Source organism: Polyangium sp. y55x31 (genome assembly GCF_029946505.1).
GTDB lineage: Bacteria > Myxococcota_A > Polyangia > Polyangiales > Polyangiaceae > Polyangium.
Map to the genome: position 1 here is coordinate 187,055 of NZ_JARZHG010000011.1, position 25,064 is coordinate 212,118.

Annotated in this window: 20 protein-coding genes; 10 read left to right on the forward strand and 10 right to left on the reverse strand. The window is 68.7% G+C overall.

The genetic code is table 11. From position 1 onward, the window contains the following. Positions 1 to 56: 56 nt before the first annotated feature. A complete protein-coding gene (locus QHF84_RS21135) occupies positions 57 to 2,204 on the forward strand; it encodes an SBBP repeat-containing protein (protein WP_281315152.1) in 2,148 nt (715 codons plus the stop codon). Positions 2,205 to 2,303: 99 nt separating this feature from the next. Further along, positions 2,304 to 2,846: an inorganic diphosphatase gene (locus tag QHF84_RS21140; RefSeq protein WP_281315153.1), complete on the forward strand. Its 543-nt coding sequence runs from the start codon at positions 2,304 to 2,306 to the stop codon at positions 2,844 to 2,846. Between the two features lie 66 nt (positions 2,847 to 2,912). Here QHF84_RS21140 and QHF84_RS21145 read toward each other — a convergent pair whose 3' ends face one another. Then, complete coding sequence (locus QHF84_RS21145) at positions 2,913 to 3,773, reverse strand: M57 family metalloprotease (RefSeq protein WP_281315154.1); 861 nt, start codon at positions 3,771 to 3,773, stop codon at positions 2,913 to 2,915. A gap of 261 nt (positions 3,774 to 4,034) precedes the next feature. Here QHF84_RS21145 and QHF84_RS21150 point away from each other — a divergent pair, with 261 nt between their 5' ends. Further along, positions 4,035 to 4,682: a hypothetical protein gene (locus tag QHF84_RS21150; RefSeq protein ID WP_281315155.1), complete on the forward strand. Its 648-nt coding sequence runs from the start codon at positions 4,035 to 4,037 to the stop codon at positions 4,680 to 4,682. On the opposite strand, the gene QHF84_RS21155 is transcribed toward QHF84_RS21150, so the two are convergent. Then, complete coding sequence (locus QHF84_RS21155; protein WP_281315156.1) at positions 4,679 to 5,923, reverse strand: hypothetical protein; 1,245 nt, start codon at positions 5,921 to 5,923, stop codon at positions 4,679 to 4,681. The genes QHF84_RS21150 and QHF84_RS21155 overlap by 4 nt on opposite strands. Before the next feature lie 188 nt (positions 5,924 to 6,111). Here QHF84_RS21155 and QHF84_RS21160 point away from each other — a divergent pair, with 188 nt between their 5' ends. Further along, positions 6,112 to 6,486 carry a hypothetical protein gene (locus QHF84_RS21160; protein WP_281315157.1) on the forward strand — a complete coding sequence of 125 codons (375 nt, stop codon included), beginning with the start codon at positions 6,112 to 6,114 and terminating at the stop codon, positions 6,484 to 6,486. A gap of 108 nt (positions 6,487 to 6,594) precedes the next feature. After that, positions 6,595 to 6,957 carry a hypothetical protein gene (locus tag QHF84_RS21165; RefSeq protein ID WP_281315158.1) on the forward strand — a complete coding sequence of 121 codons (363 nt, stop codon included), beginning with the start codon at positions 6,595 to 6,597 and terminating at the stop codon, positions 6,955 to 6,957. An 11-nt stretch (positions 6,958 to 6,968) separates the two neighbouring features. Here the strand turns inward: QHF84_RS21165 and QHF84_RS21170 are convergent, their stop codons facing one another. Then, positions 6,969 to 7,583, reverse strand: coding sequence for a hypothetical protein (locus QHF84_RS21170; protein WP_281315159.1), 615 nt, complete (start codon positions 7,581 to 7,583; stop codon positions 6,969 to 6,971). Positions 7,584 to 8,328: 745 nt separating this feature from the next. Further along, the gene (locus QHF84_RS21175) at positions 8,329 to 8,601 is read right to left on the reverse strand and encodes a hypothetical protein (RefSeq protein WP_281315160.1); all 273 of its coding nucleotides are present in this window, start codon (positions 8,599 to 8,601) and stop codon (positions 8,329 to 8,331) included. A gap of 561 nt (positions 8,602 to 9,162) precedes the next feature. Between QHF84_RS21175 and QHF84_RS21180 the strand changes: the two genes are divergently transcribed. Continuing rightward, positions 9,163 to 10,542 (forward strand): cytochrome P450, encoded by a 1,380-nt coding sequence (locus QHF84_RS21180; protein WP_281315161.1) that lies wholly within the window; start codon positions 9,163 to 9,165, stop codon positions 10,540 to 10,542. Here the strand turns inward: QHF84_RS21180 and QHF84_RS21185 are convergent. Both QHF84_RS21185 and QHF84_RS21190 read right to left on the reverse strand, forming a co-directional pair. Continuing rightward, positions 10,510 to 10,890: a response regulator gene (locus QHF84_RS21185; protein ID WP_281315162.1), complete on the reverse strand. Its 381-nt coding sequence runs from the start codon at positions 10,888 to 10,890 to the stop codon at positions 10,510 to 10,512. The genes QHF84_RS21180 and QHF84_RS21185 overlap by 33 nt on opposite strands. A 7-nt stretch (positions 10,891 to 10,897) precedes the next feature. Beyond that, complete coding sequence (locus QHF84_RS21190) at positions 10,898 to 13,237, reverse strand: ATP-binding protein (protein WP_281315163.1); 2,340 nt, start codon at positions 13,235 to 13,237, stop codon at positions 10,898 to 10,900. Between the two features lie 126 nt (positions 13,238 to 13,363). Between QHF84_RS21190 and QHF84_RS21195 the strand changes: the two genes are divergently transcribed. From QHF84_RS21195 to QHF84_RS21205, 3 genes are all read left to right on the forward strand, one after another. Next, positions 13,364 to 14,608 carry a DNA polymerase IV gene (locus QHF84_RS21195; RefSeq protein ID WP_281315164.1) on the forward strand — a complete coding sequence of 415 codons (1,245 nt, stop codon included), beginning with the start codon at positions 13,364 to 13,366 and terminating at the stop codon, positions 14,606 to 14,608. Positions 14,609 to 14,991: 383 nt separating this feature from the next. Further along, positions 14,992 to 15,645, forward strand: coding sequence for a hypothetical protein (locus QHF84_RS21200; RefSeq protein WP_281315165.1), 654 nt, complete (start codon positions 14,992 to 14,994; stop codon positions 15,643 to 15,645). A gap of 43 nt (positions 15,646 to 15,688) precedes the next feature. After that, positions 15,689 to 17,635 (forward strand): hypothetical protein, encoded by a 1,947-nt coding sequence (locus tag QHF84_RS21205; protein ID WP_281315166.1) that lies wholly within the window; start codon positions 15,689 to 15,691, stop codon positions 17,633 to 17,635. Here the strand turns inward: QHF84_RS21205 and QHF84_RS21210 are convergent, their stop codons facing one another. From QHF84_RS21210 to QHF84_RS21225, 4 genes are all read right to left on the reverse strand, one after another. Then, positions 17,636 to 18,469 carry a hypothetical protein gene (locus QHF84_RS21210; RefSeq protein ID WP_281315167.1) on the reverse strand — a complete coding sequence of 278 codons (834 nt, stop codon included), beginning with the start codon at positions 18,467 to 18,469 and terminating at the stop codon, positions 17,636 to 17,638. Positions 18,470 to 18,948: 479 nt separating this feature from the next. Then, positions 18,949 to 19,686 (reverse strand): hypothetical protein, encoded by a 738-nt coding sequence (locus tag QHF84_RS21215; protein ID WP_281315168.1) that lies wholly within the window; start codon positions 19,684 to 19,686, stop codon positions 18,949 to 18,951. A gap of 58 nt (positions 19,687 to 19,744) precedes the next feature. Then, entirely contained in the window at positions 19,745 to 21,211 is a 1,467-nt protein-coding gene (locus QHF84_RS21220) for an ATP-binding protein (protein ID WP_281315169.1), read from the reverse strand. Further along, positions 21,211 to 23,514: an ATP-binding protein gene (locus QHF84_RS21225; RefSeq protein WP_281315170.1), complete on the reverse strand. Its 2,304-nt coding sequence runs from the start codon at positions 23,512 to 23,514 to the stop codon at positions 21,211 to 21,213. The genes QHF84_RS21220 and QHF84_RS21225 overlap by 1 nt, the downstream gene beginning before the upstream one ends. A 556-nt stretch (positions 23,515 to 24,070) precedes the next feature. Between QHF84_RS21225 and QHF84_RS21230 the strand changes: the two genes are divergently transcribed. Beyond that, a complete protein-coding gene (locus QHF84_RS21230; RefSeq protein ID WP_281315171.1) occupies positions 24,071 to 25,045 on the forward strand; it encodes a hypothetical protein in 975 nt (324 codons plus the stop codon). The last annotated feature ends 19 nt before the right edge of the window (positions 25,046 to 25,064 follow it).

The following is a 25,064-nucleotide window of genomic DNA, read 5'->3' on the forward strand; positions in this document are numbered from 1 at the left end:
AATGTGACGGAAACTCGGGATCACTTCCCCTCGGTCCACGCCGGAGGCTCCACACCATGCTTCGCCGATCGCGACTCCTTTCTCTTTCTTTCCCCACGATCACGCTCGCCTTGCTCAGCGCCGTCGCCGGCTGCGGCGAACCCACCCCGGACACCACGGGCGGCATCGCACAGGGCGGCGCCGGCGGCACCGGGGGCCAGGGCGGCCAGGGCGGCGGCGGCACCGGCGGCACAGGCGGCCAGGGCGGCCAGGGCGGCGGCGGCACCGGGGGCACCGGCGGCATGGAAGGCTGCGCCCTCGGCACCACGCAGGCCTGTTACTCCGGGCCCGACGGCAGCCAGGGCGTCGGCCCGTGCAAGGCCGGCGTGCAGACGTGCGAGCCAAACGGCGAGTTCGGCGCGTGCGTCGACGAGGTCCTGCCCGCGACCGAGACCTGCAACGGCGTCGACGACGACTGCAACGGCGCGGTCGACGACAACCCGAGCTGCGTCTGCCAGCAGGGCGAACAGATGGACTGCTACGACGGCCCGCCCGGCACGGCCGGCATGGGCGTCTGCGTGATGGGCAAGGCCACCTGCGCGCCCGACGGCCAGGGCTACGGCGCGTGCGAGAACCAGGTCCTGCCCTCGGCCGAGGTCTGCAACATGCTCGACGACGACTGCGACGGCGTGGTCGACGACGGCATCGGCTGCGCCTGCGCGCCGAACACGACCGAGACCTGTTACACCGGACCGAACAACACGGCCGGCGTCGGCGTGTGCAAGGCCGGCACCCACACCTGCCTCCCCGACGGCACGGGCTACGGCGCCTGCATGGGCGAGGTCCTTCCCTCGCTCGACAACTGCGCCTCGCCGGCGGACGAGGACTGCAGCGGCGCGGCGCTCGCTTGCACGGGCAACCACGTCGCGAGCAAGCCGTTCGGCGACGCCTCGAACCAGATCGGCCTCGACGTCGCGATCGACGCCCAGGGCAACGTCTACACGATCGGCAACCTCGAGGGCACGATCAACTTCGGCGGCGCCATCGGCGCGCTCACGAGCGCGGGCAGCACCGACGTCATCGTCGTGAAGTACGATCCCACGGGCGCCGTCCTCTGGGCGAAGAAGTACGGCGACGCCTCGACCCAGATCGGCAACGGCATCGCCGTCGACGGCGCGGGCAACGTGTTCGTCACGGGCGCGTTCCAGGGCTCGATCAACTTCGGAGGAGGCCCCTTCACGAGCGCGGGCGGCGACGATCTCTTCGTCGCCAAGCTCGACACGAACGGTGGCCACCTCTGGACGAAGAGCGTCGGCAACACCGCGACCCAGCAGGGCGCGGACGTCGGCGTCGACGCCCAGGGCGGGGTCTACGTGACCGGCCACTTCTCGGGCAACCTCAACTTCGTCGGGGTCATCACCAACCAGGGAGGCTTCGACGCGTTGCTCCTCAAGTTCGCGAGCGCCAACGGCAACCCGGTCTTTGGCAAGGGCTTCGGCGGCACGGGCACGCAGTACGGTTACGAGGTCGCGGTGACCCCCGCGGGGCAGGTGTCGCTCGTCGGCGCCTTCCAGAACCAGGCGAACTTCGGGGGCGGTAACCTCACGAGCGCGGGCGACTACGACATCGTGGTCGCTCGGTACGACAGCGCCGGCGGGCACCTGTGGAGCAAGGGCTTCGGCGACGCCTCGGAACAGCGCGCGCTCGCCGTGGCTGTTGATCCCAACAATGGCAGCGTGGTCGTCACGGGCGAGATGGCCGGTTCGGTCTCGTTCGACGGCGGCGCCACCACGCTCACGAGCGCGGACGGCACGGGCAACGTCGACGGGTTCGTCGCGAAGCTCGACGCCATGGGCAACCACGTCTGGAGCAAGAAGTTCGGCAACCCGAGCGCGCAGCGCGGCAAGGGCGTCGCGATCGACGTCTTCGGCAACATCGTGGTCACGGGCGAGTTCTTCAACCAGGTCGACTTCGGCGGCGGCGCGGTCGTGAGCGCGGGCGGGCGCGACGTCTTCGTGGCCAAGCTCAACCCGGACGGCGGGCCGCTTTGGGTTCGCCGGTACGGCAGTGGCATGATGACGGATCAGGCGGGCGAGGCCGTCGCGATCGACCCGCTGACGAACACCTGGGTGACGGGCTTCTTCGAAAACATCATCGACTTCGGCGGCGGCCCCTTCACCTCCGCCGGCGGAACCGACATGTTCCTCGCGAAGCTCGCTCCCTGAACTTCCCCCGGGGGGTCCGCTCGAACGAACCCCCCTTTTTCGACGCTTGGGGCTACGCTCGGACGATCCGAGCTACGCCCCAAACCCCTCTCCAGGACCATGCACCCTCTTCACGATATTCACGTCGTCCCGTCCACCATCGACGAGTTCGTCCCTGCGGTCATCGAGATCCCGCGTGGATCCAAGCTCAAGTACGAGCTCGACAAGCGCACGGGCCTGCTCATGCTCGACCGTGTCCTCTATTCGTCGGTCCACTACCCTGCGAATTACGGGTTCATCCCGCAGACACACGCCGGCGACGGTGATCCGCTCGACATCCTCGTCTTGATGCAGGAGCCCGTGCATCCGCTGACCATCGTGCGCGCCCGGCCGGTCGGCGGGTTTCGCATGCGGGACGACAAGGGCGTCGACGACAAGATCGTCGCCGTGGCCGTCGACGATCCTGCGTATGCCCATTACGAGGAGGCGACGGAGCTCCCGCCGCACGTCCTCGCCGAGATCCGGCGGTTCTTTCAGGACTACAAGATCCTCGAGGGCAAGATCAGCGAGGTCGACGACCTCTACGATCGCAAGCGCGCGCTCGAGGTGATTGCCGAATCCATCGCGACCTACCGCAAGGACGCGGCCTGGGGCAAACCCTGAAATGAAAAAGGGGTCCCGGCGCAGGCCAGGACCCCTTTCTTTTTCCCTCGATACGACTTCAGTCGATCACTTGTTGCCCTTGCCGCCGCCGCCGCTGCCGCCGCCGCTGCCCGGGGCGCCGTAGAGCAGGGCCGCGCCCGCCTTGTCCTGGCTCGTCAGCGTGAGCGCCCACGAGTTCGTCCCATTGCACTGCGGGTAGTGCATGACGGAGCTCGAATCGTAGGGCGTGAGGCCACGCCAGTTGTTGTCCTCGAAGCAGGCGCCGGCCTCGGGCCGCGTGTGCTCGTGCCGGAAGCCGAGCGTGTGGCCGAGCTCGTGGCGCAGGACGCCGTCGAGCGAGATGCCTTGCGACGTGAAGGCCGTGTTGTCGATGAGCACGTTGCGGCCGTTGCGGCTCGTGTTCGGGAAGAACGCGCGCGCGAGGTACTGCCCGCCCACGTTCACCGGACGAACGTCGAAGATCACGTTCTTGTTTTGCGCCGAGCAATTCGCGTCCTGATCACTCTTGTGGACGAAATTCACGTTCGCGGCGCCTTCCCAGGCGCCCGTGGCCGTGTTCATCGCATTCACGACGGCGCTGTAGCGGCTGCCGAAGCCCGTGCTGATGCAATACGTGATGTTCAGCGCCGTCGCCGAATCCCACTTCACGTCGCTGCCGCCCGAGGTCATGACCGCGAGCGCGCCCTGCTGCACGTGCTCGAGGTAAAACGCTTCGAGCTCGGCTTCGCTGAACATGGGCGTATCGCCGTCGACGATGTAAACGCCCGTATCCGGCTCCTGATAGGCGTTCGCCTTGAACTCCTCCCAGCTCATCCCCGTGCTATCGACGTTTTCGACGTCGCCCGGCTCGCCGGTTTCGGCGACGCAGCCGGTCGCGAGGGCAGCGGAGAGGGCGAGCAATCCATAAACGAGGCCAAGCTTCTTCATGGGCGACGACTCCTTGTTCCGATTCGTGACCATCCCGGACAGCGCGAAGGTCTACCAGGATCGGAAAGACACGTCGATATGGTAATTTTTGTGACCGGCACCTGAAAATGTCCGGTCCGAGCGTCGTAATGGCGCGGGGGAAAAGGCGCGGGAGGTGACCGGGCTCGCCACCTTGTCTCCTCGAACCCTGCACCCTAACTCCTCGGATGCCACGGAACGTTCGGCGCTCCTCGGACGTCCATCGATCGAGGCCGAGGTCACATGGAGAACGTCATTCTCGTTGTGGGATTCCTGCTCCTGCCGTCGCTGCTGTACGTGGTGGGTCGTATCGCGGGGCGCGACGTGTGGGGGCTCGTTCTGTCGCGTTACGAGAAGCGCGGCGCAAGCGCGTACCGCGCCGCCGAGGTGCCGGTCTGGGTCCCCGGCAAGGCGCCGCGTTCGGTGAGGGCCGCCGCGATCACGAGTTTCCTGCTCGGACAGATGGTCATCCCGGGGGCGCTCGCGGCGCTTGTCGGGCTCGTCATGTGCCTGGAGATGCTCGGCAGGTCCCCCGGGGTCATGGATCGCATGGTCCTCATCCTCACGCTCTCGGCGCCGAGCGGGCTTTACGTGGCCGGGGCGCTGCTCATGCTCGGCAGCCTCCTGCTCCGCCGCGGCCCGAACGCAGCCGCGCGGGCCCGCTGGATCGGACGTTGGTCCGTCCTGCACAATGTCCTCTTGATCGCGGCGCTCCTCGTCGCGTGTGGCCCGAAGCGTGATCTCGTGCCGATCGTCGTGTATGCGCTCATCTCGCTCGCGCACGCGGCGCTTCTCTTCGTCGCGGCGAGGGCGCTCGACGCCCACGACCTTTCACAGGCCGGGGAAAACCTGCCCTCGCCGGGCGAGGCGGCCACCACGGCCGCCGGTTAAAGCTCGATTCCGGCCGTCCCCTCCGGCAGGATCGAAAATCTGAGCGTATCCGATCCCTGCACCGCCATCGCCACCCCGCCCCCGACGAACGGCACGAGCCGTTTGGCAATCTCGAACGAAAAGAGCACGCGCGCCTTGTACAACTCGTCGTGCGTCGTGAGCGGCACGCCCTCGGCGAAGAGCCGGTTGCCGCCGAGATCCCCGGCCAGCGCGAATCCTTCCGCGATCGGCACGCGCGCGCCCAGCGTGAGCCCCGCCGTGAATGCCGCTTGCCGTTTCCCCTCCGGGAGCGGCCGATTGTGCAGGCCTATCCCGAGGATCGAATACGCATAAGCGCTCGCGAATTTGACCCCCAGGTTCGCGAAGATCGAATTCGAGCCCCAGATCACGGGGTGCACCCCGCCGCGCCGCGGGATCGGCACGAGGCCGAGCGATTCGCCTTCGAGCTTGTCCGTGACGTTGAGGACCCCCACCTGCACGCCCTTGATTCGTCGCGCCACGTTGATGAGCCCGATCTGCACGCCGCGCACCTCGGCCGAGACGTTCACGATTCCGAGCTGCAAGCCGTCGACCCGCCCGATGTTCGTCCCGCCCGCGATCTGCAGCCCCCGGACCTTTCCACGCGCGACCGAGACGAGCCCGCCGGCGAGGACGCCGTCGACGTCGGCATACACGTAACTCGCCATTCCTGCGAACGCGAGGCCGGTCATCCGCCCGCTCGTCCACCCCATGAGCCCCGCGATCTGCGCGCCCGCGAAATCGCCGCGCGCGATGGAAAAGATGCCATCGATCTCGAGCCCCTCGGCGCGCCCATCGACGACGTGCGCGAGCCCGATCTGCGCGCCCCGCATGTCGTATCCGACCCAGCCCACGGGCCCGATCTGCAAGCCGCCGAGGTAGCCGATCCGGCCGAGCACGAGGGCCAGGTCGAAGTGGGTGAAGATGTCCGGCGCCCCGATGTTGGTGCTCATCGGATAGAGGAACCCGAAGTTGACGGGGCGGTACGGGACGGTCTCGGGCGCCGGCGGCGGAGGCTCCTCGACGACGACGGGAGGCGGATACTCCGGGTCGGGAATGGGCGCGGGCGCGGGCGCGGGAATGGCGACGGGCGCGGGAGTGGAGGTGGATGCGGGCTCGGGTTCGTCCGCGGCCGCGGGGGCGCCGAGCAGGCCGAGGGCGAGCGCGGCGGCCGCGGCGAGTGTTCTCCTTGCGGGGGCGTTGGGATCGGGACGCGGCGTCATGGCGCAGGCCCGAGCCTAACCGTTCTCGGGCGGGGTGCGAAGGACCCTCGTTGCATGTGCGTCGCAGGGCAATCTCGTCGCCTCGCCGACCCTGCCCCAGATCCAGAGCCGCGACGACGTGAGCTGGAGCAGCAGGCGCGTCGAGGCGGGCTTGGCCGTTCTCGGGCGTCTCGTGCTATTTCCATCGGATGACGCGAACCGTCTGTCTCCGCGCGCTCTTTCCGCTCTTGCTCGTCGCGTGTGACCCCGCCGGTCACCTTCGGGTGGCCGTGGTGCGCGACGGCGCGGGGCCCGTTCGTGAGCCCGTCGCGAATGCCTCGGTATGGCTCGAGTGTCCGATCGGGGAGAAGCAGAAGCTCGGTTCGATGCGGGCCGCAGGGCAGTTTTTCACCACGCAGATCCCGGCCGTCGATCTCGACTGCGTCGTCGTCATCGAGACGCCCGACGGCGGAGGTGGTCGGTATCGCGTGCGGGATCTCTGCGTGGACGAGCCGCTGCGCGAAGGTTACGGCTGCAAGCAGGCGTTTCTCTACGTCGCGGTTGGACGCGGCCCTGGGGGCTAGGGTGGGCCAGCACATCGGAGGTTGCCACGGGAGCCGATCCTCGTGCAGAATGGGCCCATTCGGAGTTCCATGCCGGGAAACGGAGGCGCGGCAAGCTCGGAGGCGACGATGGAACCGGAGAACGGCAGACCGGCGAAGTACGGGCAAGGGCTCGTCCTCGATGTCCTCGCGATCTGCGCGCCGATTGCCGCGATCGTCGTCTACGTCCTCTTCTTCAAGCCGCCCGCCGAGGTCCTGCGACATCTCGACGGCGCATCACTCGTCGCCCGAAAAGAACACGCGCTCGCAGCGGCGACGCGCGCCGCCGAAGAAGCGCAGAAGGCGAAGGACGATGAGCTGCGGGCCGCGTTGCAGAGGGCGCTCGATGAACTGAGCGCGTCCCGCGGGCCAACGAGATGCGGTGGGGCTCAGCTATGGCCGAGAGAGCCCTGCGACTGCCAGCCGGGTGATCCGCTCTGCTCCTGCTTGTAAAACGCCGCCCGCTAAACGCCCGTCGGGGTCGACCGCGCCCCGCGCAAAAGCCTCGTAATCCCCCAGAACACCCAGCGAACGCCGAGGCAGCCCGCGAAGATCGCGGCGATGAACGTCGCCGCCACCGCCAATCCGCCGAGGTAGCTCAGGCGCCAGTCGCCGGGCGGTATGACCTTGGGCGCGTGGTCGCAAGGGCCGTCGATGGTGCACGTCGGATCCAACGAGATCGCAGCATGGTGGACGCCGAGCCCGAGGAGACCGAGCAAGGAGGCCGCAACGAAGACCACGGCGAGCAGGAGCGAAAGCCACGCTGTCCAGCGGAAGAACGCGCCTTCCTTCCGACGCGGGACGAGCAGGGCCAGTCCGACGACCCCGGTCGACCATTGCATGACCTGGACCGCCATCTCGGCCATCGCCTTGTTCGAGGCGTGCGCGGAAATCCCGCGCGCCGAGCCCGTCACACCATTCCAGAGCCCGGCCACGCGCAGCAAGTAGTCCTTCTGGATCGCCCACGCCGCGATGCCGAACGCCGCGCCGAGGACCAGGAGCCCGAGGACGATCACCACCGGCCGGATCCGATCGATCACGGCGCTGATTCGCGCGATCCCGCCGATCGGTTGGCTCACGGCGAATCGTGCCTCGGCTTCGGGCATTCTTCTGCCTGCGTAGCAGCCGCGGGAGGCCGGCACAAGCATGGAAGGCGAGCCCGGAGAGGCCGAACACGTAGGCCGCCGCCTTCCGGAGATCGTTCTTCCAAGGGTGGCCGAGGCTCGGCCATCGCCGCCGGCATTCGCGCGTCGGTCGTGGACACACGCCGGCGAGCATCCCATATGATCCGTGGGTTCGATCGGCAGAGCGGGGGCCGGCTCGTACGAGCTTGGCCTCGAAGCTCGTAGGGCCGATCGTGCACCGTTGAAAGCAAGGAGGACGTGATGTTGAAAAGAACACGGTTCGTTGCGCTGGGGTTCGTGGCTCTCCTTGCGATTTCAAAAGATGCCTCGGCGCAGTGCGTCCAGACGGTGGAAATCCACAATGCAACGGAGGACCGCCGGAACTTCGTCCTCGCATGCGGGACGAGCTCCTCTTCCAACTTCTCGCTCGAGCCCAACGAGACCCACAAGTACATTTGCACGTCGAGCCATTCGTGCGGCAGTGACACGGGCATGTACATCTCGTTCGCTCCCTCATCCCGCCCGGGGGCCCGAAGAAAGCACTACCAATTGTACGACAAAATGACCTACAACTTCGGGATGATTGGGGACGACATCGACTTGTTCCCGATGGTGTGGAGCCGGTAGCAGAACGTCACGGCGTTCCGGTTGCCTACCCGAAGGAGAACATGTCGCGCACGTGGACTTCGTGCAATCGTATCTATCTGGACATCGTGCACGTGTACTCTTTCCGGCCGGAGCCCAGGTATTCGACGTAGGTGCATTCCCAGCCGTTTCCCGATTTGTAGGAGTAGCATGGCGCATCGCAGACTTCACCTGGCATGCACAAGCCCATGCAATACGGCCCAGTTACCGGCCCAGGCAGCGCGTTCCACAGGTTCCTCGCCCTTCTACCGGTGACGCTGACGTCCGCGTAGAGGCTCGACGCCGCGAACACCACCGTGAGCCCGACCATACACGCGAGTTTCTTCATGGCTCCCCTCCTCACCGCTGTCCATAGAACAGGAAGGGGCCGTCCGTAAGCTTTCGAGGCCCCTCGGTCGCCGCGGAAGAGGAGGCCGTCGTTGGCGCTTCGGCGCGTCCCCCTCCCTCCAATCAACTGAGCATTGGTCTCCTCTGGGAGCCGCTGCGCTGGGGCGTTGCCCCAGGCCCCACCGGGGCTATCCGCCCCTGGACCCGGACCAGCGCAAGCGCTGGACCGTTCGTCGATGAACTGCGCTCCGCGCAGTTCATCGAACAGACCCCATGGGCCAAGTCGCCCACCCCCTGCCATGAAAACTCGGGCCCGAGTTTTCATGGCAGGCCGAGTCGAGACCGGCGACGATCCTGCCAACCGAGACCGCCGCGCTGCCCTCTCGACGGGCAACGTGGTCCAACGGGCCCGTTGGAAGAACTGCGCATCGCGCAGTTCTTCCACCCCGAGTCCAGCGCTTGCGCTGGTCCGGGTCGAGGGGCGGACAGCCCCCGCGGGGTCCGGGGCAGCGCCCCGGCGTGGCGCCCCATCGCCGCCGTTTTTCCAGCTACGATACCGCCCATGTCCGCGCCTGCCCCTCTCCCGCCCCTCGCCCCCGGCGCCCTCCCCCTCGTAGGCCACTCCATCACCTACCGCGCCGATCCCCTCGGTTTCCTCATGAATCTCGCCGCGCGCGGCCGCATCGTCGGCATGCGCCTCGGCCCCATCGAGGCCTTCCTCCTCCGCGAACCCGACGACATCGAGCGCGTCCTCGTCACCGAGCACCGCCGCTTCTGGAAAGACCGCATGACCCGCGGCCTCGGCCGTGTCCTCGGTGATGGCCTCCTCACGAGCGAAGGCGACATATGGCTCCGCCACCGCCGCCTCCTCGCGCCCGCGTTCCACCGCGAGCGCATTGCCGCCTATGGCAACGACATGGCCCGCGCCGCCGAGCGTTTCGCCCTCGCGCGGGAGCCCGGCGAGGTCCGCGACCTCCACGCCGACATGATGCGGCTCACCCTCGAAATCGTCGGCAAGGCCCTCTTCGACAGCGACGTCGGCCCGCGCGCCGCCGATGTCGCCCGCGCCCTCGACGTCGTCGTTGATCGATTCGGCGACGGCTTGATCACCCTCTTCCCCTGGATCGAGCACCTCCCGCTGTCCGACAATCGCCGCACCCGCGAGGCCATTGCCACCCTCGACGACGTCCTGCTCGGCGTCGTCCGTGCACGGCGGGCGCGCGGCGGCGGCGGCTCCGACCTGCTCTCCATGCTCCTCGCCGCCGAGGACGACGCGGGCCGCGGCCTCTCCGATCGCGAGATGCGCGACGAGCTCATGACCCTCTTCCTCGCGGGCCACGAGACCACCGCCCTCGCCCTCTCCTACGCGTTCGTCCTGCTCGCGAAACATCCCGACGTCGAAGCCCGCCTCCGCGCCGAGATCGACGAGACCCTCGGCGGCGCGCTCCCCACCACCGAATACCTCGCGCGCTTGCCCTACGCGCGCGCCACGATCCTCGAGACCTTGCGGCTGTATCCGCCCGCGTGGGCCATCGGCCGCGAGGCCAACGAAGACGTCTCCCTCGGCGGTTATCACATCCCCAAAGGCACCCAGCTCTGGATAAGCCAGTGGATCAATCACCGCGACGCCCGTTATTTCCCCGAGCCCGAGCGCTTCCTGCCCGAACGCTGGCTCGGCGGCCTCGAACGCGCCTTGCCCCGCTTCGCGTATTATCCCTTCGGCGGCGGACCTCGCATCTGCATCGGCAACCAGTTCTCCCTCCTCGAAGCCACCCTCGTCCTCGCCACGATCGTCCGTCGCGTCCGCGTTCGTCTCCTCGAACAGCGCCCGCCCGCGCTCATGCCGATGATCACCCTCCGCCCCAAGGGCCCGATCATCGTCGCGTACGAGCCCGCGCAGAGGCCCGAGCTACATCGCGCGCCCATCTCGCCCATGCCCTGACGCGACCTCGTCCACCGTCTCCAGCAGCGGCTCGAGCCCCACCGGCTTGTGGAGCACGCGCATCGGCCCGAGCGCCCCCATCTGCTCGACCGCCCGCGACCCGGCCGCCGTCATCACCACGACCGGCACCCTCGCGAGCAGCGGATCCGCCTGCTGCGCCCTTCGGAATTGCTCGCCGTTCATCACCGGCATCATCAGATCGAGCAGGATCACGTCCGGCAGCGGACCGTCGTGCAGCCGCGAGAGCGCCTCCGCTCCGTTCGCCGCCTCGAGCACGCGGTAGCCCTCCTCCGCGAGGACCATCGTCACGGTTCGGCGAAGATCCTCGTCGTCGTCGACCACCAGCACGCAGCGGCTAGGTCCCGCCAACGCCCTGGCCCTCCCCCGCGGGCGCCGCGCTCCGGGCGAGCGGCAAGCACACCGTGAACGTCGCGCCTTGCCCCTCGATCGAGGTGACGGACACGCGGCCGCCCATCTGCTCCACGAACTGCCGCACGATCCAGAGCCCGAGCCCGAAGCCGCCGTAATGGCTCGCCGGCACCGCTCGCTCGAACCGCTCGAAGATCCGCCCCTGCGCCTCCGCCGGAATGCCGATGCCCCGATCCTTCACCACGAGCTCGGCCTCGCCCCGGCGCGCCGCCACCTCCACCGTCACCGGCCGCCCCGCGCCGTACTTGATCGCGTTCGTCAGCAGGTTCGTCACCACCTGATCGAGCCGCCCCTCGTCCCAGTGCCCCACGACCCCGAGCTCCGCGCGCACCTCGATCGTGCTCCCGGCCGCGGCAGCCTGGATCTCCAGCCGCGCCGCCACCCGACGCACGAGCGCTCCGAGATCCGTCTCCGCGAGCGAGAGCGAGAGCTTGCCCGACGAGAGCTGCGAGACGTCGAGGAGCTGCTCCACGAGCGCGACGCACCGCTCCACCTGCCGCATCGCCATCTCGAGCCGCGGCATCGCGTCCGCCCGGCTGAGCCCGCTCTCCCCGCCCCGCGCCGTGGCGCGCTGCAGCGCTTCCAGCGTCAGGCGCAGTGTCGCGATCGGCGTGCGCAGCTCGTGCGACGCGACCGAGAGAAAATCGTCCCGCGCGCGCAGCGCTGCCCGCAGATCCACGGCGATCCGCGCGAGATCCGCCGCCTGCCCGAGCACGATGCCCACGACCGCCGCGCGCAGCGCGCTCGCAGCCTCGATCTCCCAGGCCTTCCACGGCTCCGCGCACCCCCGCACCGTCTGCCGCCAGACCTCGAACGATCGGCGCGGCTCGATCCGCATCGTGCTCGGATCCCGCCACACCGACCTCCGCGGATCGCCGCCCCAGGAGATCGTTCGCTCGATCTCCGGCCGGAACCAGAGCGACATCGTCCGCCCCTCCGAGCTGAACGACGTCACGAGCAGCCCGCTCGCCACGGCCGCGAACCCACGCGCGAACGGCAGCTCCACCCCGAGCGAGTCTGTCGCGAAGATCGGCTCCTTCATCACCTCCCGCAGCCACGTCGCGATCCTTCGCACGTCCTCCGCCGCGGGCGTCACGCCGGCCGTCGCCACTTGCGCATCGTCCACCACGGCCACGCCTGCCGCCTCGACGAACCCGAGCAGCGCGCCGACCTGCCCGAGCATGCCCTTCTCGGCCTCGCCCTTCCCGGGCGCCATCCGGGTCGACGTCCCGAGCCGCGCCGTGACCTGCTCGACGTAACGCTGCGCGAGCACGCTCGCGCGGAGCTTCTGCTCTGCCGCTTCTTTCTGAACGAGCACCTCGAGCTGGAACGACACGACGCGCCCGAGCACCTCGCACATGCCGCGCTGGGCCGGCACGAGCAGCCGGGGCGCGCGGTGATGACACGCGACGAGCCCGAACAGCTCTCCTTCGCGGAGGATCGAGATCGACATGGACGCGCACACGCCCATGTTGCGGAGGTACTGCACATGCACGGGCGAGACGCTGCGCAGCCAAGCGTCGCTCAAATCGAGCGGGCGGCCGGTCCGCGGGTTCTCCGGCGGCACGATGGGCGAAGGGATCGCCTCCACGTCCCGGATGCACCTCACCAGGTTTTTCGCGTACAGCCTCCGCGCCTGGGCGGGGATGTCCGAGGCCGGATAATGCAAGCCGAGGTACGGCTCGAGCTCCGGCTCGCGCGCCTCTGCGAGGACCTCGCCGTGCAGATCCTCGTGGAACCGGTAGATCATCACCCGGTCGTAGCCCGTGAGCGTCTTGACCTCGGTGGCCATGCTCCGGAGCAGCTCGAGCGCCGTCCGCGCCCCCGACAGACGCGCGAGGATGACCTGCAGCGTGCCCGCGCTCCGGTTCTCCTCTGGCGGGCCCGCCGTCTCGAGCTCGAGCACGACGAGCCCCTCGGTGCGGTGGAGCATCACCGTGAACGCGAGCCCCGCGAAGCGCAAAAAGAGCGGGCTCTCCTTGCGGAGCGAGGGCTGCCGGAGGGCGCGTTCGAAGAGGTCCCACGACCCCGGATCGAGGAACGCTCGGAGGGGCTGACCGAGGAGCGCGCGCGCGTCCACGGAGGCGAGGGCGCGGGTGTTCTCGCTCGCCTGCACGACACGCAGATCGTCCTCGCGCACCGCGAGGAGCACGCCGTGCGGCTGGACAGCGCCCGGGACGTGGATCGGCTCCCGCGCGCACTCCTCGAGCGCGTCGGCGTCGAAGTCGAGCGCCTTGGCCCCGATGTCGACCTCGTTCGTCGCCACGATCCCCGCCCCCCGTTCTCCCGAAGAAGCAACACCGGGGCCCGCGGACGCGCGGGCGTGCCCGGCCGCGTTTTTCGGACACGAACATTCTCGCGGGCAGCTCCGGCCGTGTCATATCGTGGGCCCATGAGCCGGGTCGTCCTGCACGTCGACATGGATGCGTTCTACGCCTCCGTCGAGCAGCGGGACGACCCGCGCCTGCGCGGCCGCCCCGTCATCGTCGGCGGACATCCGCGCCGCGGCGTGGTCCTCGCCGCCTCCTACGAGGTCCGCCGCTTCGGCGTGCGCAGCGCCATGCCCATGGCCCGCGCGCTCGTGCTCGCCCCCGCTGCGATCGTCGTCCCCCCGCGCTTTTCCGCATACGCCGAGGCGAGCGAGCAGATCCACGCCATCTTCGAATCCATCACGCCCCTCGTCGAGCCCCTGTCGCTCGACGAGGCCTTCCTCGACGTCACAGCCTCCCGCGCGCTCTTCGGCACCGGCGAGGACATCGCCACACACATCCGCGCGCGCATCGCAGACGAGCTGAAGCTCCCAGCCTCAGCCGGCGTCGCCTCGTCGAAGCTGGTCGCAAAGATCGCCTCCGACCTCGCCAAGCCGAACGGCCAGCGCGTCGTGGCGCCCGAGGGCACGACGCAGTTCCTCGCGCCCCTGCCCGTCTCGCGTCTCTGGGGCGTCGGGCCGAAGACCGAGGAGATCCTGCGCGCGCAGGGCTTGCACACCATCGGCGACGTCGCCGCGCGGGATCCCGTCTCGCTCGGAGCCCTGCTCGGCAAGCTCGGCCCGCACATCCACGCCCTCGCGACCGGCCACGGCGACGATCGTCCCGTCATCCCCGATCGCGAACAAAAATCCCTCGGAGCCGAGGACACCTTCGAGGAGGACCTCCAGGGCATCGCAGCCCTCGCCCCACACGTCCACGCACAGGCCCTGCGTGTCGGCCGCCGCCTGCGCCGCGCAGGCCTCGTCGCGCGGGCGGTCGTCCTGAAAATCAAGCTCTCGGACCACACCCTCGTCACACGCCGAACCACACTCGACGAGCCCACCGACGACGGCCAACTCCTCCACCGCGCAGCCCTCGCACTCCTCGACAGCCTGCCCACATCGCGCCGTATCCGCCTCACAGGCGTCTCAGCCCACGAGCTCAGCCGCGGCGGAGGCCAGCTCCCACTCTTCGACCAAGGCACGCAGCGTTCAAAGCGCCTCAACCAAGTCCTCGACCGCATCGCCGACCGTTTCGGCCCCGCCGCCGTCATCCCAGCCGACGTCGCAGGCCTCGAGCACGGCAGCACCGACGACGAGGCCCGGCGCATGGTCGGCGCGGCGCGGTTCGACGCACCATCCCCGCGGAGGGAGCGGGGCCGGGGGTAAAGTCGCTGGGGCTTTGCCCCAGACCCCAGCGGGGGCTGTCCGCCCCCTGCACCCCGGACCAGCGCAAGCGCTGGACTCGGGGTCGATGAACTGCGCGATGCGCAGTTCATCGAACAGCCGGTGGCAAGACCGGCGACGAACCTGCCTGCCAAGGCGGCGGCGCCGACGGCTCGACCGGCAGCGTCCCGTCGCTGACCCTCGTGGTCTTGCCACGGGCCCGTCGGAAGAACTGCGCATCGCGCAGTTCTTCCGCTTTCGGTCCAGGCCGTGCCTGGTCCGGGTGCAGGGGCGGATAGCCCCTGCTCGGGTCCGGGGTGAAACCCCGGCGCGACGCCGTGGACCACCCTCTTGTCATTCCAGCACAAAGCTACTAAGGCGAGCGCATGTCGGCCGAGACCATCGATGCTTCTCGCGGCGCGCGCCGGACCTTCGTCTCTTCGCGCCTCGGATCGCTCCTCGCCGTGGCGCCGCTCGGCGTCTGGACTGTGAACCACGTGTGGGACAACCTTGCGGCCTTCCAGGGCGCTGAGGCTTGGCAAACGTCGGTCACCCAGCATGCGCATCCTGTCGCGCATGGGCTCACGCTCCTCGTCGTCCTCCTGCCCCTCGTGATTCACACGGTCTGGGGCTTGGGCCGGCTCAAGAGCATGCGCCCGAACAACGAGCGGTATGGCTACTTTGCCAACCTCCGTTACATCCTCCAGCGCGCGAGTGCTGTTGGTGTGCTCTTCTTCCTTGGCGCGCACATCTGGCTGGCGATGCTCCGCCCGCGGCTCCTGCTTGGCCATGCTGAGGCCTTCTCGGACATCGCGCACGAGATGCACCACCATGTGCCGACGCTCGTGGTCTACCTCCTCGGCACCCTTGGCGTCGCGTACCACCTTGCGAATGGCATCGGCACCTTCACGATGGGCTGGGGCCTTGCTGCGAGCCGCAAGTCGATTCGCACGATCGAGCGCCTCTCCTACGTCGCCTTCGTCGTCCTGCTCGCCATGTCCTGGGGCGCCATCTACGCGCTCTGGCGCGCTGGCACCTGAATCGTTGTCATGGGCCTGGCCGCTCCGTTAAGGTGGGCTGGCCATGCCTTTGAAAAACTTGGGCGCTCGTGCGCCGCGCCTCCTCCTCGCCTCCTCCCTCGCTCATTTCCTCCTTCTTGCCGGCTGCGGCGGTGAAGACGCGCCTGTCTTCACTGCGCCCGACCGTGCCGAGGGTGCCCGCGCGCCCGTGACGGCGCCTTGTGGCGACCCGGACGAGCTCCGGTGCCTCTTGCCCTGGCCGTCCAGTGCCTTCCTCACGGCGGACTCGGCCACGGCTACTGGCGTGCGCCTCCATGTCGAGGCCACGAGCCTCCCGGTTGACGACGATCCCCGCTCGCTTGCCCTCGCGGACGGTTTTTCCCGCGTATCGCCCCTCGCCATTGGCTTTGCTGGCCCCGTCGCCGTGCCTGCTGCGGCCTCCTTCACCGAGGGCCCTGTGCGCCTCCTCCTCGCGCAGCATGATCATGCGCGCCGCGGTGAATCCGTCCCGCTGCGCCTCTCCACGATTCCGGGCGAGGATCCGGCCACCGAAACCCTCGTCCTCGGGTATCCCATGCGCCCGCTCGAGCCTGGCGCCGACTACGTCGCCGTCGTGCTCGACGACCTCAAATTGGAAGGCGGCGCCGCCATCGAGCCGAGCCATCAGACGCGGGTTGCGCTTGGCCTCGCCACCCCTGCCTCGCAGGCCGAGGCCGATCTCCGCGGCTACCACGCCCCGACCCGTAAACTCCTCGCGGAGGCGGGCATCGATCCGGCGCGGGTCCTGCGCGTCTTCGATTTCACGACCCGCTCCGGCGACGACCCCACGAAGCGCCTCACGGCCATGCGCAAGGCCGAAATCGAGGCCGTCACCCAGGGCAACGTGACCGTCGAAATCGACTCCGTCACCTGGGACCCGAGCCCGGCCGTCGCGGCTGTCGTGATGGGCCGGCTCGTCGGCCTCCCGTCGTTCCTCGAAGACGACCTCGACCTCTCGGTCGATGCGGCCGGCGACGTCGTCGCCAAAGGCACGCACGAAGCTCCCTTCCGCGTCATGGTCCCGGCTGGCTCGGGCGATTACCGATTCGTCATGTATGGCCACGGCATGGGCGGCAATGTCGACGACAGCTCCTTCGACGGCGAGCTTGGCCAGAATGGCATTGGCAAGGTCGGCATTCGTTTCGACGGCTGGACGGGCGACGACGTCATCGACACGTTCGTCGGCATGAAGCGCATGGCCGAGGCCACGCATCGCTCCACGGCGCGGCTCATGCAGGCGATTGCCGACGGCGCGGCCGTGCAGGCGGCGATGAACGGCCCGCTCGGCGAGCTGCTCTCGGGCCCCACCTTCGACGGCGGGGCGAACCCGCTCATCGGCCGCGCGCCCGACGGCAGCATCCCGGTCTGGGCGGGCGGCTCCCTCGGCGGCACGCTTGGCCTCGTCTACGCCTCCGTCGACCCCGACATGCATTACGGCGTCCTCAACGTCCCCGGCGCGGGCTGGACTCATTTCATCCCCGGCTCGAACGTCTACTCCACGGTTCGAGGCCTCCTCCGCACGTCGTATGGCGGCAACCTCGACGTCGGGCATGCGCTCGCGATGAGCCAATCGAACTGGGACGACGTCGACGGCGCGGTCTGGGCGGACCGAATGCCGGACGAGCCGACGGCTTATCTGGTCCAGGAGAGCATGGGCGACCCCATTCTCCCGAACGAGGGAACGGCTTTGCTCTCGGTCGCGGTCGGCGCGGGCCAGGTGGGCGAGGTCTTGAGCCCGATCCTCGGCGTCGAGTCGTCGCCCGAGATCGTCGGCAAGAGCGGGCTCACGCAGTTCCGCACGGCGGACATGGATGCGTACGACATCCACGGATTCGCGGCGACGGGTGGCCCTGCCGGGGACGCGGCGCGCCAGCAGATCACCACGTATCTGAAATCGGTCTGGGCGGGTCAGCCGAAGATCACGGTGCCGGAGGGCTGCACCGGCGGGAGCTGCGACTTCACGAAGAAGTGATCACTTCACGACGAGCTTCCCCTCTTTCGTCAGGCAACTGAACGTCTCGTTGTTCGGCGGGGTGCCGTCGTCGTCGCAGGGCGGGGGCACGTCGAATGCTCCGCCGACCGGCGTTTTCGGATACCAGCAGGCGCCGTCGAGGTGACGGACGAGATACTGCTGGTCGCCCTCCGTGCCGGTGTCGATCTTCCAATCGGTCGAATCGTACACGATGATCGACCCCTTCTCGCAGATCTCCTCGGCCCCCTGGATGTGCTCCTTTTTCCAGATGGGAGCGGGCTTGTTGCCCTTCGCGGGCATGCGGTCACAGGGGACGATCTGGCGAGCGCCGTCCAATCTCTGCGCGGAGGTGCTGCCGATGTTCCGGAGGGGCATGACGGTCGTGGTCCACTCCGTCCCTGGGCGCTGCTCGCCGGCTCTCACGTAGAGCGACGCATATCCACACGCCTCCTCGGTCGAGCCCTTCTTGCGGATGGCGTCGCGCATCTGCCCGCATTTCTTCTCGGCGTCCTCGACCTTCAGGGGCCCCTCGACCGTATCGACGGTCCACCCGTCCTCGAAGGTCCCGTGCGAGGCATCGGAGCAGGCCTGCGCCACGACGAGGGCATTGAAGTACGCCTCCATCGAATCGAAGTCCTTCTTCGACGCCTCGACGGTGGCATTGTACTTCTTCGCGAAGTCTGCGCGCCACGCCTTGCCCTCGTCCGTATCCGCGCCGTTGGACTCCGTCGCGGCGGCGATCAGCGCTCCGCAGCCGAGCGGCCCCGCACACGCGAGCAAGAGGAACAGCGGCCCCAAAAACCCGGTCGTCCGCGTCGGGATGGTATGTTTCATCGTATCACCCAAATTCCTGCTCGATTGTAAGAGACGCCTGTCAGTCCGTTGACATCGCGGCGTCTATCACGCGCTGTCGAGCGGAGCAATGGTGGTGGTGCGGCTCGTGACCACTTCCGTCAGCGCGCGACCTCGGCGCGGAGGATCGGATTGACGACATCGTACCGCCCCGGGAACAGCCGCCCGACCACCCCGCCCCCCCGTCGACAGGCCACGCGCAAGAACCCCTTTACCCCGAAGCCCTGTCGACAGGGCACACGATAGAACGCGATACTCCCGCAGCCCTGTCGACAGCGCGGCGCCGGGATGACGATGCCCCCGACGCCCTGTCGACACGACCTCGCCGAGCAAACCGATCACCCCGATGCCCTGCCGACAGGCCATCGGCATGGTCGTCTTGCCCTCGATGCCCTGCCGACAGGCCGCGGACATGAAGCCGACCCCGCCTGTGCCCTGTCGTCAGGACCCGGGGGTGATCGTCAGGGCGCCTCGGGGCTCGTGGGCTCGCCGGCGGCGGCCTTTTTCCCCGCCAGCGCATCCGCTCGCATCTGATCGAGCTGATCGAACAACCCGAAGACCTGCGCCTCCAGGTCCCGCGGCAGGGCCGGGTTCACCGCCAGCTCATCCCCCAGCGCGCCCCGGAACCGGCCGAGCACGGCCAGGGTCGACGTCCGGATCCGGCCGGCGTCGCGACGCGCGCCCGTGTCCGCATCGGCCCGCTGGCTCAAGAGCGCGCCGATTTGCTCGGCCGCGCCCACGTATCCCTCGGCCCAATCGAGCAGCGTGCCCCCGTCCGAGATGGGGATGAGCTGCAAGTCGGCCTTCAGCGCCTCGATTTGCTTGCGGTGCTCGAAGGCGGCATGCGCCTCCTCCACGTAACTCGCCCGGAGGTCGTCGAGCTCGGGAATGAACGCCGCCCGCACCCGCTCGACCGCCGCCCGCACATGCGCCGGCGCCTTCGGCCACCGCGCATACGCCTCCGTCATGTGCCAGATCGCCGCGCCGAAGCCATCGTGCACGTCGTCGGCCTCCGCGATCGACTCGGCCAGCGGCTTGCCCCCGGTGAGGGCGCCCGGGAGCGCGTCGATCTGGTTCTTTTTCGCGAGAAGAATGGGCTCGTACGTCTTGCCCGCGCCGGACAGGACCAGCGCCGCATGACGCTCGCTGAATAGATCCGCGAGCGCGACCTTGAGGGCCGCCAGGGAGAGGTATTTCATGAAAGTGGACGTTACAGGTCGTGAGCAGGAAAACGCAAGAAGGAGCGCAACGCCCGCCCTACCCTTTCGGCAGGTCCACCTGAAACGTCGTCCCTTCCGCCGCCGTCGACCGCACCGTCACCTCGCCCCGGTGCGCGCTCACGATCTCCTTCACGATGAAGAGCCCGAGCCCGATGCTCCGGTCGGGATCCTGCTTGTGATCCCCCCGCTTGTACGGCTCGAACAAGGTCGGCATCACGTCCGCGGCAATGGGCGTCCCCTCGTTGTGCACCTCGACCCGCACCCGCGCTCCGAGGTCCCGGCTCCGCACCGTCACCACGCTGTCCGGCGGGCTGTAGCTCACGGCATTACGCGTCAGGTTGTCCACCACCTGCGAAATGCGATCCGGGTCCCAGACCCCTCTCCCGTCGCCCTCCGCGGTATGCACGATCTGCCGCCCCGGGTGCGCCAGCGCGATCTCGTCGACCGCCTGCTTGCACGTCGCGTGAATGTCCGCCGCGCAGAGATCCACCGGGATCCCCGTCCCCGTCCGCGCCTGCGTGAAATCCAGCAAGTCACGAATGAGCCGCGTCGCGCGCTCCCCGCTGCTCGCGATACGCGCCGCCGTCTTCATCAAGGGAGAACCCTCCGGCAGCGCTCGCCGCAGGATCTCCGTGCCCGTCACCATCGCCGCGATCGGATTGCGCAGGTCGTGGCTCACGATGCCCATGAGCTGCTGCTCGAATTCGAGCCGCCGCCGCGTGAGCTCCTCCTCATTGCGACGCGCCGTCACGTCGAGCAGCGCCCCCACGACCCGCACCGGCGCCCCGTCCTGAAAAAACACCTGCCCCGACACCCGGAGCCAGCGCACGTGCCGGTCGGCAATGCCGATGACGCGATGCTCGGCCTCGTAGCGGCCCCCAGAGCCGGGCTCGAGCGCCGCCCCGAGGGTGGAGCGCCAGCCCGCCGCGTCCTCCGGGTGGATCGCGTTCTCTGCCTCCGGAGCGCCGAGCGTCGCGCCCTCCGGCAGGCCAAAGAGCGCCTTGCTGCGGTCGTCGCAGCGCAGCTCGTTCGTCCGCGGATCCCACTCCCAGATGCCGAGCCCCGTCGCCGAGAGCGCGAGCGCGAGCCGCTCGTGGGCGAGCCGCGCCTCCCGCTCGGCCCGATGCACGCGCACCGCGTGCCGCAGCATGTGCCCGAGCCGGCTCCCGGAGATCGACCCCTTCACCATGTAATCGGCGGCGCCCGCCTTCATCAAGGCGACGGCCCTCTGCTCGTCGCCCTGGCCGGTGAGCACCACGAGCGGGACGTCGAGCCCCTCCTGCTCGATCGCCGCGAGCAGCCACGCGCCATCACGCCCCGGCATGTGCAGGTCGGAGACCACGCAATCGAATCCCCCGCCCCGGAGCGCCTCCAGCGCCGCGTCCGCCGCGTCGAGCTCGCGCACCTCGATCGCCGGATCGGCCTTGGCGAGCGCGCGGACGACGGCCATCCGATCGACGAGGTCGTCGTCGACCAGGAGGAGGGAAAGCTCGCGAGGGTCCATCAGGCGTTCGGGCTGTCGGCGCGCTTGGGCCAGGTGAAGGAGAAACACGCGCCGTGGCCCGGGGCCGACTCGACACGCGCGCGCCCGCCTCGACCTTCGACGATCTTCTTCACGATGGCAAGGCCAATGCCCTTGCTTTCGACCTTGTCCTGCGCCTCGAGCGTCTGGAAAATCCCCCAGATACGTTCGTGAAATTCGGGCGCGATCCCCGGGCCGTCGTCGCGCACGAAAAACTCCCAGGTCTCTCCGGCGTCGCGCGCCTCGACGTGCACCCGCACGTCCGGCCGCCGCGCGTGCTCGATCGCGTTGCCGAGGAGGTTCGTGAACACCTGCTCGAGCGCGATCCGCTCGGTGACGAGCGTCGGCAGGTCGCCGTCGAGCACGACGGCGGCCGGGGGCCGGACGCCGAGCATCTCCACGATCTCGGTCACGAGCCGCCCGACGTCGACGGTCTCGCGGCTCGTGGACAGGCGCCCCGCGCGCGAAAAGTCGAGGATGCCCTGGATGAGCGCCTCCATGCGGCGCACGCGGCCCCGCAAGAGGGCCATCTTCTTGCGGGCGTCCTCGGTCATCGCCGGCCCGAGGTCCTCCTCGATCCACTCGGCGAGGCTGCCGATCGCGCGGAGCGGGGCCTTGAGGTCGTGCGACGTGATGTACGCGAATTGATCGAGCTCGCGGTTCGTCTGCGCGAGCGACTCGACGAGCGCCTCGACGCGCCGCCGCGCCCGCACCGGCTCGGTGACCTCGAACGCGTAGACGGCGATGCCCGAGATGGTGCCGCCGTCGCGGATCGCCTGGTAGACGAAGGTGTAAATCCGCTCCTCGGGGCCATCGCCGTTGTCGATCCGGAGAGGCAGCTCGGAGGCGCGGAACGTCGTGCCCGTGTGGTAGACGCGGTCGAGCAGCTCGTAGATCCCCTGGTTTTCGAGCTCCGGAAAGACCTCGCGTATGGTCTTGCCGACGACGTCCGTGCGCGAGGCGAGCTCGAGGTAAGGCGCGTTCGCGAGCTCGAACCGGTGCTCCTTTCCGCGCAGGATGCAGATGCCCGCGGGCGCCTCCATGAAGAGCCCGTGGAGCTCGGCCCACGCCGCCTCGGCGGCCTCGTAGAGGCGCGCGTTGTCGAGCGCGAGGGCGGCCCGACGAGAGAGGTCCTCGGCGAAGGCGAGGTCGTCGACGTCGAGGCGTCGCTGCCCTTCGCCGGCGAGCGTCAAGGCGCCGAGGACACGGCCACGCGCCACGAGGGGGACGACGGCATACGACGTGAGCCCGAGCGAGCGCACCAGGGCGAGCTGTTCGTCGGCGACGGTCGTCTCGACGAGGAGAGCGTCGGGGATCTCGGGCACCCACTCGCGTTTGCCCGTGCGGAGCACGTTCGCCACGCCATGCGCAGCGTTCGGATTCGGCGGGTACTTCTTCACGAGTTCGTGGGCGAGCGCGACCTTTTGCGCATCGCGGTGCTCGACGGCGAGGCGGCGGATGGTTCCATCAGGCGCGAGCTCGTCGATGGCGCACCAGTCGGCGAGCCGCGGCACCACGAGCCTCACGAGCGCGGCGAGGGCGTGGCGCGATTCGAGCGACGACGCGAGCCGCTCGGAGGCCTGTACGAGCACGGCGAGCCGCTCCTGCTGCTTTTGCTGCGCCTCGCGGGCGCGTCGCTCGGCCTCGAACGAGAAGGCACGCTCGACGGCAAGGCCGCACTGGTTGCAGACGGTCATGAAGAAGTCGCGCGTGACGGAATCGAAGGTCGGGACGGCGTGGAAGAAGCTGAAAGCGAGGCCGCCAACGACGGCGTGCGTGGTGCGCAAGGGCAGCGCGACGATGCCTTCGAGGGGGCGATTGCCGCGGCGCATGGACGCGGCCGCGGGGAAGGCCGCGAGCACGGCTTCGTGTCCTTCGAGCCACACGGCCTCGCCGTTGCGCACGGCGTGCGTCAGCGGGAGATCGTGGTCGAGCGGCACACGCTGGTAGATCTCGGCGTGCTCGGGGGGCGCGCCGGTGGCAGAGGTGAGCGTGAGGGCGCGCCAGCGCCCGTCGTCTTCGTCGAGCAAAAACAGGAGCGACGCGCTCGCGCCGAAGAGCTCGTGTCCATGCGTGGTGACGGCATCGGCGACCTCCTGCACCGTGGAGGCGCGCGCCATGGCAGTCGTGACCTTGGCGAGGAGCGAGGCGCGCCGGGCAAACGTTTCGAGCGCGCGCACCTTGCCCGCAAGCTCGACCTGGAGCTTCTGAGCAGCGCGCTCGGACTCCTTCAGGCGCTCGATCTCACGGCGGAGGGCCTCGACCTCGGAGTTCGTCTCGTCCATGCGCAGCAGCCCAGGGTAAGCGGGCGCCGCAGGCCAGGACAACTGAGGAGGTTCCTGAATGCGCGGTTGAGCGCCGGGGTTTCACCCCGGACCCCGACCAGGGGCTGTCCGCCCCTGGACCCGGACCAGCGCAAGCGCTGGACTCGGGGTCGATGAACTGCGCGATGCGCAGTTCATCGAACGGGCCAGGTCAAGACCGCGGCGCTGACGGTTCAAAAGGCAACGTGCCCGACGCCCGTGGGCAACGCACCGTCATGGTCTTGCCACGGGCCCGTCGGAAAAACCGCGCATCGCGCGGTTTTTCCGCCTTCGGTCCAGGCCGTGCCTGGTCCGGGGTGAAGGGGGCGGACAGCCCCCTTCTGGGGTGCGGGGCAAAGCCCCGCGCGTCCCTGCGCGCCGGCGCGGGGTTAACAATCGCTAACGGGAACACAACAACACGTTTACCGGATTGGCGCACTGTCGTCACATGACGACGCTTGTGCCTGGCTTGTTACGCGATCCTCGAAAGAAACCTCGAAGGCGCCGCGCCGCCGCTGTTTTGGCCGGGCTTTTTTGTGTGCCTCTCCTCGCTTGCTCCACCTCCGACGGCGGGAGCGCCTCGGGAGCTGGCGGCAATGGTGGCGGAGGCGGTAGTCCGCCGGACGCCGAGCCTGGTGATTCTTCCATTCTCGCCGGCTCGTTCCAGGTGCGCCTCGTCCCGCCGGTCGCTGCGTCCGAGAATACGCCGGCGACGCCGGGGAGCACGGCCGTGCTCGGGAAAGTGTACGACGGCCCTACGCCCTCGCAGATCATCTGGGAGGAAGCCGCCAAAGAAGGCGCCTGCAAGCTCTCCACGCCGCGTGTTCCTTTTTGCAATACGCCTTGCGGCGGCAGCGCGGCCTGCGTGGAGGATGATCAATGCCAGGATTATCCGCTCGCGCACAGCGCCGGCAAGGTGACGGTCAAGGGCCTGCACACGGAATCCGGCGAGGATGGCTTCAGCATGGATCCCGTGGTGAATGCCTATCAGCCGCCTGCAAACGTAAAGCTCCCCTACCCCGCGTTTGCCGAGGGAGACGTGATCTCGTTCCAGGCGGCCGGCGATTATTATAGCGGCTTCACGCTCGAAGCCGCGGGCATCGCCCCCCTCGCGCTCACCAGCGACACGCTCACGCTCGAATCCGGCAAACCCGTCTCGCTCGCGTGGACCCCGCCGACGAAGGCCGGGAGCTCTCGCATTTACGTAAAACTCGACATCAGCCATCACGGCGGCACGAAGGGGATGATCGAGTGCGACGCCGACGACACCGGATCGCTCGGGATCTCCGCCGCGCTCCTCACGAAACTCCTCGACCTCGGCGTGGCGGGCTACCCTTCCATCGTCGTCGCTCGAAAATCGACGGGCTCCACGACCATCAAAGAGGGCCGCGTCGACCTCGTCGTCACCTCGACGATCGAAGAGGCCGTGCAGATCCCCGGGCTCACGTCTTGCACGAGCGACGTGGATTGCCCGAATGGTCAGATTTGCCAGGCCGACCTCACCTGCAAATGAATTTCCTCCGGGTGCCGCG